This is a genomic window from Homoserinimonas aerilata (assembly GCF_006716125.1).
Lineage (GTDB): Bacteria > Actinomycetota > Actinomycetes > Actinomycetales > Microbacteriaceae > Homoserinimonas > Homoserinimonas aerilata.
Map to the genome: position 1 here is coordinate 609,484 of NZ_VFOM01000001.1, position 12,721 is coordinate 622,204.

A 12,721-nucleotide genomic window follows, 5' to 3' on the forward strand; every position below is an offset into this window, starting at 1 on the left:
GGAACCATTGGGGTATGGTGTAATTGGCAACACGGAAGATTCTGATTCTTTTGTTCTTGGTTCGAGTCCAGGTACCCCAGCGATAAGCCCCCGGAGATCCGGGGGTTTTCTTGTTTCGCAGGCCCGGCGGTTGCGGTGCCCTGCGCCTCCAGGTGCGGCGCTAAAAACTTGGGGATCTCACGCCGATGGCGCGTAACTCGGAACAATTAACTCGGAATAACGGTCTCGCTATTTCGGGTTATTGATGTACTTAGGTAAGCCCGGCGGGTCGATTCAGGCATGTTGTCTTCGCGTTTTCGCGCACGCCAGTTGGTGCGGGGCATGTCACCACTCTGCCAATACTGTACCAATAGTGGTACGGTATTGGCAGTAAGGAGGTGGTGTTGTGGGGTACCGACACGATTTATGGGAGGTGGCAGCGTCCCGCAACGGCGTGGTGACCGTCTCCGATGCCGAAGACGTGGGCACCCCGGCCGTGGAGGTGCGAAAGCTCGCCGCACGCGGGGCTCTCCGCGCGTATGGGCAGGGCGTCTACACGCATCGCGACGTACCGACAACGGCTTTGACGGAGCCGACGGTGGCTGTGGCGCTCGCGGGTGAGGGCGCGTTCCTGCATCGCGAGGCGGTGTTTGACCTGCTCGGGGTGGGGCATTTCAACCCGAAGAAGGTGCGGGTGGGCACCCGTCGGCGGGTGCGGCGCGCTCTCCCGGAATGGGTGGCCCTGGAGAACAGGTTTGACGTTCCCGACAGCGATATCACGCGGTACGAGGGCATCCCGGCGACGACGATCCTGCGCGCACTGCGAGACATGAAGCAGCGGATGCCCCGTGAACGGTGGGAGGTTCTGGTCGAAGAGGCAATGCGGCGGGACCTGATCGGTGACCATGATGCTGTCGTGCTGAAGGAGATCCCGGAGTGACCGGTGTGATGCCACCGCTGAATGTTCCGCAGCTCAATGATCGCCTCGCGCAGGTCGCGGGAGCGCTGGGCATCCCGGTCGCCCGTGCGCGGGTGATGCTGTGCACGCTCGTCGTTTCACAGATGCTCCCCGACGCCGTCGCGATCAAGGGCGGGATGGGTGTCAAGCTGCGGCTGGGTGAACGCGGAACCCGGGCCACCTCCGACCTTGATGTCTCGACCCGCGCTCGTGGCGAGGAGTTCGAGCGGTGTGCGCGCCCATTTGGGGTGTCCGCACCCGCTCGAGCGGTAGCGGATGCCCCGAACGGGCGCGCACGCAGGTCCGGCGCAGCGGCACGTCCAGCGGGCGGCTACCGCACCGGGGCCTGGGCTTGTGCCGCGTCTGGGCGGAAGCCCTTCTTGGCGAGCTGGATCTGCTCGTAGACGTGGTGCCGCAGCTCGGTGAACCGCGGCAGGGCGCGCGTCTCGAGCTGATCGCGCTGCTCCGGGAGGTCGATGACGAGATCCTCCTGCACGACGGTCGGTGACGACGACAGGATGATCACGCGTTCGGCCAGGTACACCGACTCGTCGATGTCGTGGGTCACGAACAGCACGGTCACACCCAGCTGCTTGCGGATCGAGCGCACCAGGTCTTCGAGGTCCGCACGGGTCTGCGCGTCGACTGCCGCGAACGGCTCATCCATGAGGAGGATCTCGGGCTTGTAGGCGATGGCGCGCGCGATCGCGACGCGCTGCTGCATGCCGCCGGAGAGCTGCCAGGGGTACGACTTCGGCACATGCGACAGCCCCACGCTCTCGAGTGCTTCCGCCACGAGTTGTCTGCGTTCCGCCTTCGGCACCCCCGCGTTTCGAAGGGGAAGCTCGACGTTCGCGTCCACGCGAAGCCACGGGTAGAGCGAGCGACCGTACTCCTGGAACACGACGGCCATCTTCTTCGGCGGCCCGGTGACCGCCTTGCCGTCCAGCATCACGGTTCCGCTGGTCGGTTCGAGCAGCCCGGCGATGCACTTGAGCAGTGTCGTCTTTCCTGAGCCGGATGGCCCCACGAGGCAGGTGAGCTCGTTCTTGCCGAGGTCGAATGTCAGGTTGCGGACCGCCTCGATGTCACCCGCATCCGTCCTGTAGATCTTTTGGAGCCCGCGAACAGACAGCAGCGTCTGCTCGGGCGGGAGGCTGCGCCCGCGAGGGATGGGGGAGGTGTCGGGCGTGCTCTCATGCTGCATTTTCGATGTCCTTCAGTCCGTAGTACCAGTGGAGGAGACGACGTTCGACGACCTTGAAGATCATCGAGACGGCGTACCCGATCAGCCCCAGCATCAGGATTCCCGACCACATCTCGGGGATCGCGAAGCGTCGCTGGAACTGGATGATCGAGAAGCCCAACCCTGACGAGGAGAAGAACATCTCACTGATCACCATGAGGATGATGCCGATCGGGAGGGCCTGCCGAACGCCGGCGAGGATGCTGGGAGCTGCGGCCGGCATAACCTGGAAGCGCACGCGCGCGATTCCGTGAATCCCGTACGACCGTGACGTCTCGCTCTGCACGGAGTCGACGCCCCGCACGCCCTCGATCGTGTTGAGCAGCACCGGCCAGATCGCTCCGGCCGCGATGACGACGACCTTCATCTGGTCGCTGACGCCGATCAGGAGACCGAACACGGGGATCAGCACGGGCGGCGGGATGGCGCGGAAGAACTCGAAGATGGGCTCCGTGTAGTCGCGAAGGTTGCGGCTGAGCCCGACGAGCAGGCCGATGAGGATTCCGAACACGATGGCAACGCCGGTGCCTATCGCGAATCGCGCCAGACTGGGCAGCACATCGGTGAAGAAGCGGTCACCGACCCAGGTCTCGAAGAACTCCCGGAGGAGCTGGTCAGGCTTCGGCATGAAGATGCTTGTCGTGCCCAGACTTATGAGCCACCAGATCAGGATGAGGATCACGGGCAGCGCGAGCGCGAAGCCGATCGCGGTGAGTATCTTTCTCATGCTGCAACCTCCCCACGCACTGACTGGTGCCATCCGAGGAGGCGGTGTTCGAGTGCGCGCACGCCGACGTTGATGATCATGCCCAGCAGCCCGGTGGCGAGCACGAGGGCATAGGTGGAGGCGTAGAGGCCTGCTTCCTTCGCCAACGCAATCTGGTTTCCGAGCCCGGGTGTGCCGATGACAAGTTCTGCGGTGATCGCGAGGATGAGCGCGACAGAGGCGGCGAGGCGGATGCCCGTGAGCAGATACGGGAGCATCGTCGGGAACACGACATCCCGAATCCGCTGCCATCGGGTGAATCCGAAGCTGCGGGCGGTGCTCATCGCGACGGAGTCCACATCGGCGACACCGTAGAGAACCTGGATGAACACCTGCCAGAACGCCCCGTAGGTGACAATGAGCAGGCTCTGCTGAAGCGGTACTGCGAAGAGCAGGACGGCCAGAGGGATGAGGCCGACGGAGGGGATCGGCCGGAGGAACTCCACAGTCGACCGGGTCGCCTTCTGCAGCAGCGGCGACAACCCGATGAACACTCCGAGCGGCACGGAGAGGGCCAGGGCGAGCAGCATGCCGAGCCCCCACGATGTGATGGTCTGCCCGACGGCCACCCAGAAGCCTGAGAGGCCCGCGTTCGTGAACATCGTCAGCACCGACACTGAGGCGGGCGGCAGGTAGGTGGGGCCGACGAGGCCTGTTCGGGATGCGATCTCCCAGATCAGCAGGAAGGTCAGCACGCCGGCGAGGCCGAGCAGCATGCGGCGGGGGCGGAACGGCCTCCGGCGTTGGCGCGCCTCTGCCACAGCGACACTTCTGGTGATCGTGTCGATGGGTGCGGGGGGAGTGCTCATGATGTCACCTCTCCGTGGGGTTCCGGTAAGGCGCTGAAGCGCTCTCGCAGTTCTGCTTTGCGCACTTTTCCGGTGGCGGTGCGCGGCAGCTCGTCGACGAAGATCACGGCGCGCGGAATCTTGTACTTGGCCAGGCGGCCGTTCAGGTGGCTCAGGATGTCGTCGGCGGCGAGGTGTGCGCCACTGTTCTGGGCGACGATCGCGATGGGCACCTCACCCCATCGCTCGTCGGGCACGCCGATGACGGCGGCGGACGTGATGTCTGCGATCTCCATGATCAACTGTTCGATCTCTGCGGGGTAGATGTTCTCCCCGCCGGAGATGACCATGTCCTTGAGGCGGTCGCTGACCACCAGATACCCGTCTTCGTCGAGCGTGCCGATGTCGCCGGAGCGGAACCATTCGCCGTCGACCGCCTCGCGGATCGCATCTGGTCGATTCCAGTATTCGGTGATGACGTTCGGGCCGCTGATCTGAATCTCGCCTGCCTCGCCGGCGGGCAGCTCGCGGCCGTCCGGGCCGACAACGCGCACATCGGTGAAGAAGTGGGCGATGCCGGATGAGCCGACATGCTCCCGCGATTTGCGGTACGGCAGCGCGGTGGCGCCAGGGGCCGTCTCGGTCATACCGTAGCCGGATGAGAAGCTCAGACCGCGCTTCTCGTACGCCTCGATGACCCGGAGCGGCACGCTCGATCCGCCGCAGGTGAGCTTGCGCACGGAGGAGAGGTCGGTTGTCGCCCACGCCGGATGTTCGGCGATCATCTGGAAGGTGGTGGGCACCCCGGAGAGGCTGGTGATGCCGTGCGTCTCGATCGCTTCGAGCACAGCGCCGGCGTCGAATTTCTGGTGCAGCACGACTGTTCCGCCCTTGAGCAGCGTCGGCAGGGCCCCCATGCTCAGCGACGCGACATGGAACATCGGGGCGATCAGCAGCGCGACCTCCTCTGAGGTCACGTCGTAGTCGACGAGGGCGTTGATCGAGTTCCAGGTGAGGTTTCCGTGCGTGAGCACGGCACCCTTGGGCCGGCCGGTGGTGCCGGAGGTGTAGAGGATCATCGCCGGGTCATCGAGCGACACCTCGACCTCTGGCTGCTCTGCGGATGCCGCGGCGAGGGCATCCTCAAAGGATTCGACGGTGGGCGGTTCGGCCGGGCCCTCGATGACGAAGCGTCGGGTGATGCCGCTTGACCAGGCTGCGGCGCGTGCGAGATCGCGCATGGCGTGATGGGTGATCAGGGTGGTGGCGCCGGAGTCTTCGATCATGTACTCGAGCTCGCGCGGCGCGAGGCGGGTGTTGAGGGGCACGAAGATCGCGCCGATGGCTCCGCACGCGAAGAAGGTGGTCAGAAAGTCTGGATGGTTGTCGCCGAGGAACACGACGCGGTCGCCCGCGGTGACGCCTCGGCTCTGCAGCATTGTCGACAGCCGCGCGATTCGCTCCGAGAACTCTTCGTAGCGAAGGGTTCCGCCAGAGGAGATGATCGCGATGTCGCCACGGGACTTTGCGCGACGCCTGGAGATCCAGGTGCCGAGTCCAGAGTTCTTCATGTGATGCCTCATTGCAGTCAGGGGGAAGGCGGGGCGGGAGGGAGCATCCCGCGGGATGCTCCCTCCGCGGTCTTACGGGATGAGAACGGTCTTCAGGTCAGGCGCGTTGTCCATGAAGCCATACTCGGATGCCATCTCCGTCAGATCCGAGAGGAGCTTCGGGTCGAGATCTGCAGAGAATCGCTCCAGTCGCAGGGACTGCGCGGCCTCCAGCGGCATGCCGGTGAACTCGGCGATGGTCGCAGCGAAGCCGTCCTTGTCTGCTTCTGCGGCGGCGATGACGGCATCGATGGCCTCGCGCCACTTCTGTACCGTCTCGACCTGCTCGTCCGCGATCGCGCCAGAGGTGAACGTGACCATTGTCGGCAGGCCGGGGATGGCGACCTGGTTCGGGTAGCCGAGAACCGAGTACGTCTCGGGTGCGGCGACCGCGCGCGAGAGGAAGGGCTCGGGGATCCACACGGCGTCGACGTTGTTGCTGTCGAGCTGGGCGAGAGCATCCGGGAACGCGATCTCGATGAACTCGACCGTGCTGGAGTCTCCGCCGTCGCCGTCGATGGCGTCCTTGATCGTGAGGTCACCCTGCGTGTTGACGGCGTTCACCGACACGCGCTTGCCCTCCAGATCGGCCCACGAATCGATGCCGTCGCCGGCTCGCGTGACGACCGCGTTGATGTCGACGCCGTCTGCGAGCGAGAACGAGTAACCGCTCGCAACGCGCACGTCGACGCCCTGGCCGGCCGCGACGAGAACGGAGAGCGGGTTGCCGACTCCGAAGTCGAGCTGGCCCGTCGAGACCGCCGGCAGCATGGCTGCACCGCCCTGTGCGATCTGGGTGGTGACGTCGAGTCCGTGCTCTTCGAAGATGCCCTGGTCGATTCCGTACTGCACCATCGCGGCAGGCGCGATGGGCAGCAGCCCGACGGTGATCGGGATGAGGTCACCCGAGTCTGCGCCGGGTGTGGCGGTCTCACCGCTGGGGGAGCCGCTCGCGCAGCCGGTGAGCGCGAGCGTGATCGCCGCCAGCGCTGCAAGTGAACTGAATTTAGCGATACGTTCCATGGAAATGACTCCTTTGTTATTTGAATGGACCGCCGAGGCGGGTGATGCAGGGTGCGGGTAATGCGGGTAGAACTGGGTCAGGCGTAGAAACGGTAGAGTCCGCGGGCGACCACCGCCGGCTTCGGGGCGCCCTCGATCTCGATGGTCTGGTCGACGTGGAGCTGGTAGCCGCCCTTCACCTCGGTGACCTCGACGATGACAGCGTTCATGCGAACGCGCGCTCCCACCTTCACGGGTGAGACGAAGCGCACCTTGTCGAGGCCGTAGTTCACCTTGGTGGTCACGCCCTCGGTTTCGAGCAGCTCCGACCAGAACTTCACGGCGAGCGAGAGGCTGAGGAATCCGTGCGCGATGGCATCTCCGAAGGGGCCGTCGGCGGCACGCTCGGGGTCGACATGGATCCACTGGTGGTCATCCGTCGCGTCGGCGAACAGGTTGATGCGGTCCTGCGTGATCTCGAGCCACTCGGTGTAGCCGAGGTCGGTGCCGGCAAGGTCGGCGATGGCGTCGTAGCTGACGGTTGTGCTCATAGGGGCCTTTTCCTTTGTTCAGACGAAAGCGGATGTGCCGGTCAACGCGCGACCGACGATGAGGGAGTTGACTTCGTGGGTGCCCTCGTAGGAGTAGACGGCTTCGGCATCCGCGAAGAAGCGTGCGACGTCGTTGTCGAGGAGGATTCCGTTGCCGCCGAGCAGCTCCCGCCCGAGTGCGGCGGTCTCCCGCGCCATGCGGGCCGTGTGCATCTTGGCGAGCGAGGAGTTCTCGTCGCGGATGTCGCCAGCATCTTGGCGGGCGGAGAGCTGCACGACCATGCCGAGCGACGCCGTGACGTTTCCGAGCATCCGGGCCAGCTTCTCCTGGACGAGTTGGAATCCGGCGATCGGTCGGCCGAACTGCTCACGCTGGCGCACATATCGCAGCGTCGCCTCGAGCGCGCCGGCCTGAAGACCCGTGGCGATCCACGCGACGTCTGAGCGCATGGCGCGGAGCAACCGCGTCACGTCGCGCCAGCTGTCGACTCCCTGCAGCCTGTCGTTCTCGTGAACGCGCACCCCGTCGAGCGTGATGCTCGCATTCTGCATGGGGCGCAGCGAGATCTTGCCCGTCATCGTCGTGAGGGAGACGCCGGATGCGTCGCGCGGCACGAGGAACGCCTTCACATTGGCGTCGTCGACATCGCGCGCGAAGACGGCGAGCACATCGGCGCTCGCGGCCCCGCCGATCCAGTGCTTCGCGCCGTCGATCACCCATTGGTCGCCGTCGCGCCGAGCGGTCGTCGCGAGCCCGCGGGCGATGTCGGAGCCGTGCTCTGGCTCGGTGAGAGCGAACACGCCGCTGAGCGAGAAGTCCCGCACAAGAGGGTCGAGTCGCGCCGCCTGCTCCGATGAGCCGCCGAGCCGCACCGCGGTGCGGAAGAGCCCGGACTGCCCGTTGTAGAGCGTCGCGACGGAGACGTCGGTGCGGGCCAGTAGGTAGTTGCGGAAGCCGGAGAACATGCTCGATGCGGCCTCGACCTCGGACACACCCTCCGGTGACATGAGCTGCAGCGGCACAAGCGCCTCGAGTACCGCATCGGGCATTGTCGCGGTCTCCCAGGCATCCGTCATCAGCGGGCGGATGTCTCGCTCGAGCGTCACGGTGAGGGCACGGAGGGCCTTCATTGCGGCTTCGCTCAGATGGGTCTCCGCGAACCCGAACGGGTCGATGCCGATGAGTGAGGTGCTGTCGATGGCAGGCATCACGTCACTCCAACCCGAGCAGTCGGATGGCATTGCCCTTGAGGATCGCAGGCATGCGCTCGGGCTTCAGCGCGGTCATGGCCGCGTCGTCGAGCCACCGATCGGGCGTCAGCATGGGGAAGTCGGAGCCGAACAGCACGCGATCCTTCAGAATCGTGTTGGCGTAGCGCACGAGCTCAGTCGGAAAGTACTTCGGGCTCCAGCCCGAGAGGTCAATCCAGGTGTTGTGCTTGTGGGTGGCGACGGAGAGAGCCTCGTCCTGCCACGGCACGGAGGGGTGGGCCATGATGATCTGCAGCTCAGGAAAGAGCGCCGCCACGGGGTCGAGCAGCATCGGGTTCGAGAGGGCGAGTCGAAGACCACGACCCCCGGGAAGGCCGGCGCCGATGCCCGTCTGCCCCGTGTGGAACAGGGCCGGCACCCCCGCATCCTGAATGGCCTCATAGAGCGGATGCCACCGCTCCTCACTCGGGTCGAAGCCCTGAACGGTCGGGTGGAACTTGAAGCCCCGCACGCCGCTCTCCTCGACGAGACGCCAAATGTCGTCGACCGCGGTGGGCCGATGCGGGTCCACCGAGCCGAACGGGATGAGCACATCGTTGTTGCGCGCCGCACCCTCGGCGATCTCCGCACTGGAGAGGGGCGGGTGCCCCAGATTCGTCTCGGCGTCGACCGTGAAGACGACCGCAGCCATCCGCCGCTCGCGGTAGTGGGCAGCCACGGAATCAAGATCGGGCCGCGGCCCGTCGGTGCTGAAGTAGCGCGACGCGGCCTCACCCAGATCGTCGGGCAGCGAGGCGTGCCCGTCGTGGCTCACCTCAATGTGAACGTGCATGTCGATCGCGGTGAGCGATGCGACATCGAGTGCTGCTTCGTAGCGGGTCATGGCGTCGTGAGCTCAGGCAGTGGGTGCCGGGCGCTGGAGGTCTTCGGGCAGCGGAGGGAACTTCTCGCCGATCGACTGCCGATTGCCGGCGATGATCTCGGCGAAGTCGGCGCCAAGCGCCTCGTACGACCAACCGCCCTCGTGATATTCGGAGACGACCGCTTCGGGATGCGACCAGATCTGGAGTCGGTCGCCGCCGACCCCGATGACCTGGCCGGAGACATCCGCTGCGGCATCGGAGGCGAGGTAGGCGACCATGCCGGCGACATCGGCGGATGTTCCGAAGCCGAGATCGTGACGGAAGAAGGAGGGCATGGGCTCGCCGGCATTGTCGGCCTCGACCGCGGCCGCGAAGTACGGCACGGTGGCGGTCATCGCCGTCGCTGCCACGGGCACGACGGCGTTGACGGTGATCGCGGCCTTCTTGAGTTCTAGGGCCCAGGTGCGCACCATTCCGACGATGCCGGCCTTCGCGGCGGCATAGTTGGTCTGGCCGAAGTTGCCACGCTGGCCGGTGGGTGAACCGATGCAGATGATGCGCCCCGCGGTGCCGGTCTCGCGCATGTGCGTCGCCGCCTCCCGCACGCAGGTGAAGGTGCCGCGAAGGTGAACGCCTATGACCGTGTCGAAGTCGTCGTCGCTCATCTTCCAGAGCACGGTGTCGCGCAGAACGCCGGCGTTGGTGACCAGGATGTCGAGGCGGCCGAAGGTGTCGACCGCGGCTTTCACGAGTTCACGGGCGGTCTCGGTCGGCCCGACCGGGGCGACGACCGATATCGCTGTGCCGCCTGCTGCGCGAATCGAAGCGACCGCTTCGTCGGCGATGGTGGCATCCACATCGTTGATCACGACGGAGGCGCCGAGTCTGGCGAGCTCCTGAGCGTAGGCGAGCCCGAGACCGCGGCCCGAACCTGTGACGATGGCTACTTTGCCGTCGAGAGACATGGGATAGCTCCTTCTGTTAGTCGACATAGAACACTCGTTCATTGAAAATGTCAACTATTGAAATAGCTATCTATTGATAGCATCACGTTATGACCAGCGACCGACTGCGCGCCACCGAGCTCCACACCGACATCGGGTTCCTGCTTGCGCGTGCAAGCGCCCGAGCAAACGCCGCAGCGAACCGGGCCCTGGCGCCACTCGATCTGAAGGTGCGTTCGTACTCCGTGCTGGCGATTGCGGCCTCGACGATTCCCGCTTCGCAGCGGGAGCTCGCCTCCCTGCTCGAGCTTGATCCGAGTCAGGTCGTTGCCCTGGTCGATGCCCTGGAGGAGAAAGGGCTCGTGGAGCGGCAGCCCGACTCGTCGGACCGCCGGGTCAAGATCGTGGTGGCCACGCCCAGCGGCCGCGCCCTGTTCGAGCAGGCGCGCGAAGCCACGACCGGGGCCGAACGCTTCGCTTACGGTCGAATCGAAGAAGCAGATCGCATCCGCCTTCGCCTCCTTCTGCAGATGACGTTCGGTGACGAGGGCGCTGAGGAGCTCGTCGCCGCTGTGCCCGCGGCTCGTTCTCGGTGACGGCGGCGCACGGGCACTTGTCTGCGGGTCGAGTTCTGCGCTGAAGCGGGCTATGGTGCGGCTATGGGCAGGTTCACGGATGCCGTCAAGGGCATGTTCAGGCGACGCAAGCCGGTCACGCCTCAGGAGGCGGAGGATCTCGCCGACTGGGTGAACGAGGGCGGCGCCTTCGACCCTGCCGGGCCTCCGGAGGTCAGTGAGCACGACGGTGACGAGCCGAAGGGCACGGGCGCCTGATCGCGGCAGCGCGAGCACCCTCAGGGATCTAGGCTTGAGGGGTCTTCCTCCTGCTGCTCGACGGTGAGCATCCTCGCCCTCGATCATGAACGGCCGTACGTGTCTGAGCTCTCCCCCTCTCGTCGCCGTCTGGCGCTGCTGTCGCTCGCCCTCGGCGGTTTCGGCATCGGCGCGACCGAATTCGTCGCAATGGGTCTGCTGCCGAATCTCGCGGCAGAGCTGCTGCCGGGGCTCTACACGGCATCGCCGGAGGAGGGCATCGCGCAGGCCGGCTGGCTGATCAGCGCCTACGCGCTCGGCGTCGTCGTGGGCGCGCCGACCATCGCGGCGGCCACGACGCATCTGCCCCGCAAGCGACTGCTGCTGTGGCTGCTGGCCGCCTTCACCGTCGGAACCATCGCATCCGCCCTGCTGCCGAGCTTCGGGCTCGTGCTCGTCGCCCGCTTCGTTGCCGCTCTGCCGCACGGCGCCTACTTCGGCATCGCCTCGATCGTGGCGGCCGACATCATGGGCCCGGGCAACCGCGGCAAGGGTGTCGCGCTCGTGCTGAGCGGGCTCACGATCGCGAACGTCGTGGGCGTGCCGTCGATCACCTGGCTGGGGCAGGTGGCCGGGTGGCGTGCGGCGTACGTCGTGGTGGCCCTCATCTTCGCGGCGACCTTTGCCGCGGTGGCGGCGACCGTTCCGTTGCAGCCGGGCGACCACACGGGTTCGTTCCGGCGTGAGCTGACGGCGTTCCGTCGGCCGCAGCTGTGGCTGACGATCGCGCTCGCGGCAATCGGATTCGGCGGCTTCTTCGCCGTCTACTCCTACATCGCGCCCGCCGTCACGCATGTCGCCGGGCTCGGCGAGGGCGTCGTGCCGTGGGTTCTCGCAGGTATCGGAATCGGCATGACCATCGGCAACCTGCTCGGCGGCTGGCTGACGGATGTCGACGTGCGGCTCACCCTCTATTCGGGCTTCGCCGTGCTGATCCTGTCGCTGCTGGGCTTCGCTCTGACCGCCCACACGGTCGTCGGCCTGGTTCTGTTCTCCGCGCTCGTCGGGCTGTCATCCTCGGCGATCTCGCCGACCGTGCAGTCGCGACTCATGGATATCGCGGGGGAGGCCAAGTCGCTTGCGGCGGCGCTGAACCACTCGGCCCTGAACATCGGCAACAGCCTGGGAGCGTTCATCGGCGGCGCGACCATCGCGGCCGGTTTCGGCTACCTCTCGCCCGCGTGGGCAGGGCTGCTGCTCGCCATCGTGGGCCTCGCCATCGCGACGGTCAGCTTCGGCCTGCAGCGCCGCAGCATCCGCTCCTGAGCTTCAGACCTCGAGGGTGTCGCCCGGTTCGAGCGCGTGGAACTCGCCGCCGCCGGCCTGCGTCATTGCGCCGAGCCGCCCATTCACCATGCCCTGGCCGATCTTGGACAGCACCATCTGGTGCGTGGGGAACGCGTGCTGCGGTGCGATGGCGGTCACGAAATCCATGGCCTCGCTGAGCTTCAACCACGGCGCCCCGGCCGGAACCGCGAGCGTGTTGACGGGCACGGTCGGCACCGTGAAGGAGTCGCCCGGGTAGTAGAGGGTCTCGTCGACCAGAACGCCGACGTTGTCGATCACGGGGATGGAGGAGTGGATGACGGCATGCGTGCTGCCGAAGAACTCGAGCGTGAAGCCGCCCGCAGCCACGCGGTCACCCTCCGACACCTCGGTCACCTCGAAGTCGGATGCCGCCGCGACGACGCCCGCGGGGCCATAGATGCGCGCATCCGGGCTCAGGTCGAGTAGGCGGGCGAGATGCTCGGGCGTCCAATGATCCGGATGCTCATGGGTGATCACGACGCCGACAACAGAGGAGAGACCGCCGAGGGGGGTCGTGAAGTTGCCCGGATCGATGACGAGGTGCTCGCCGTTCTTCTCGATGACGAGGCAGGCGTGTTCGTGCTTGGTGATCAGCATGCGTCAAGACTAGAACCACGACACT

General features: G+C 66.0%; 14 protein-coding genes and 1 tRNA gene. 5 read left to right on the forward strand and 10 right to left on the reverse strand.

Annotated features, from left to right (window positions below; all coding sequences use genetic code 11):
- Window positions 1-8: 8 nt before the first annotated feature.
- Window positions 9-80 (forward strand) — tRNA-Gln (locus tag FB562_RS02880).
- A 332-nt stretch (window positions 81-412) separates the two neighbouring features.
- Complete coding sequence (locus FB562_RS02885) at window positions 413-919, forward strand: type IV toxin-antitoxin system AbiEi family antitoxin domain-containing protein (protein ID WP_246081316.1); 507 nt, start codon at window positions 413-415, stop codon at window positions 917-919.
- A 349-nt stretch (window positions 920-1,268) separates the two neighbouring features.
- Here FB562_RS02885 and FB562_RS02895 read toward each other — a convergent pair whose 3' ends face one another.
- From FB562_RS02895 to FB562_RS02935, 9 genes are all read right to left on the reverse strand, one after another.
- Window positions 1,269-2,144 (reverse strand): ABC transporter ATP-binding protein, encoded by an 876-nt coding sequence (locus tag FB562_RS02895; RefSeq protein WP_141879765.1) that lies wholly within the window; start codon window positions 2,142-2,144, stop codon window positions 1,269-1,271.
- Window positions 2,134-2,910 carry an ABC transporter permease gene (locus tag FB562_RS02900; protein WP_185740437.1) on the reverse strand — a complete coding sequence of 259 codons (777 nt, stop codon included), beginning with the start codon at window positions 2,908-2,910 and terminating at the stop codon, window positions 2,134-2,136. Before FB562_RS02900 ends, FB562_RS02895 begins: the two co-directional genes overlap by 11 nt.
- Entirely contained in the window at window positions 2,907-3,758 is an 852-nt protein-coding gene (locus FB562_RS02905) for an ABC transporter permease (RefSeq protein WP_141879767.1), read from the reverse strand. Before FB562_RS02905 ends, FB562_RS02900 begins: the two co-directional genes overlap by 4 nt.
- On the reverse strand, window positions 3,755-5,308 hold the full coding sequence (menE, locus tag FB562_RS02910) for an o-succinylbenzoate--CoA ligase (protein WP_141879768.1): 1,554 nt from the start codon (window positions 5,306-5,308) through the stop codon (window positions 3,755-3,757). Before menE ends, FB562_RS02905 begins: the two co-directional genes overlap by 4 nt.
- 72 nt (window positions 5,309-5,380) lie before the next feature.
- Window positions 5,381-6,370, reverse strand: a complete 990-nt coding sequence (locus tag FB562_RS02915) for an ABC transporter substrate-binding protein (RefSeq protein ID WP_141879769.1) — start codon at window positions 6,368-6,370, stop codon at window positions 5,381-5,383.
- Window positions 6,371-6,447: 77 nt separating this feature from the next.
- Window positions 6,448-6,900 (reverse strand): MaoC family dehydratase, encoded by a 453-nt coding sequence (locus tag FB562_RS02920; protein WP_141879770.1) that lies wholly within the window; start codon window positions 6,898-6,900, stop codon window positions 6,448-6,450.
- A gap of 18 nt (window positions 6,901-6,918) precedes the next feature.
- The gene (locus FB562_RS02925; RefSeq protein WP_141879771.1) at window positions 6,919-8,109 is read right to left on the reverse strand and encodes an acyl-CoA dehydrogenase family protein; all 1,191 of its coding nucleotides are present in this window, start codon (window positions 8,107-8,109) and stop codon (window positions 6,919-6,921) included.
- Window positions 8,110-8,113: 4 nt separating this feature from the next.
- Window positions 8,114-8,995: an amidohydrolase family protein gene (locus tag FB562_RS02930; protein ID WP_141879772.1), complete on the reverse strand. Its 882-nt coding sequence runs from the start codon at window positions 8,993-8,995 to the stop codon at window positions 8,114-8,116.
- Between the two features lie 12 nt (window positions 8,996-9,007).
- Window positions 9,008-9,940 (reverse strand): SDR family oxidoreductase, encoded by a 933-nt coding sequence (locus FB562_RS02935; RefSeq protein ID WP_141879773.1) that lies wholly within the window; start codon window positions 9,938-9,940, stop codon window positions 9,008-9,010.
- A gap of 89 nt (window positions 9,941-10,029) precedes the next feature.
- Here FB562_RS02935 and FB562_RS02940 point away from each other — a divergent pair, with 89 nt between their 5' ends.
- The 3 genes from FB562_RS02940 to FB562_RS02945 all read left to right on the forward strand — a co-directional run bounded on the left by FB562_RS02940 (window position 10,030) and on the right by FB562_RS02945 (window position 12,057).
- Complete coding sequence (locus tag FB562_RS02940; protein WP_141879774.1) at window positions 10,030-10,515, forward strand: MarR family winged helix-turn-helix transcriptional regulator; 486 nt, start codon at window positions 10,030-10,032, stop codon at window positions 10,513-10,515.
- A 63-nt stretch (window positions 10,516-10,578) separates the two neighbouring features.
- A complete protein-coding gene (locus FB562_RS13595) occupies window positions 10,579-10,752 on the forward strand; it encodes a hypothetical protein (RefSeq protein ID WP_185740438.1) in 174 nt (57 codons plus the stop codon).
- Between the two features lie 63 nt (window positions 10,753-10,815).
- Window positions 10,816-12,057: an MFS transporter gene (locus tag FB562_RS02945; RefSeq protein ID WP_246081317.1), complete on the forward strand. Its 1,242-nt coding sequence runs from the start codon at window positions 10,816-10,818 to the stop codon at window positions 12,055-12,057.
- Window positions 12,058-12,060: 3 nt separating this feature from the next.
- Here FB562_RS02945 and FB562_RS02950 read toward each other — a convergent pair whose 3' ends face one another.
- A complete protein-coding gene (locus FB562_RS02950; RefSeq protein ID WP_141879775.1) occupies window positions 12,061-12,696 on the reverse strand; it encodes an MBL fold metallo-hydrolase in 636 nt (211 codons plus the stop codon).
- Window positions 12,697-12,721: the final 25 nt, after the last annotated feature.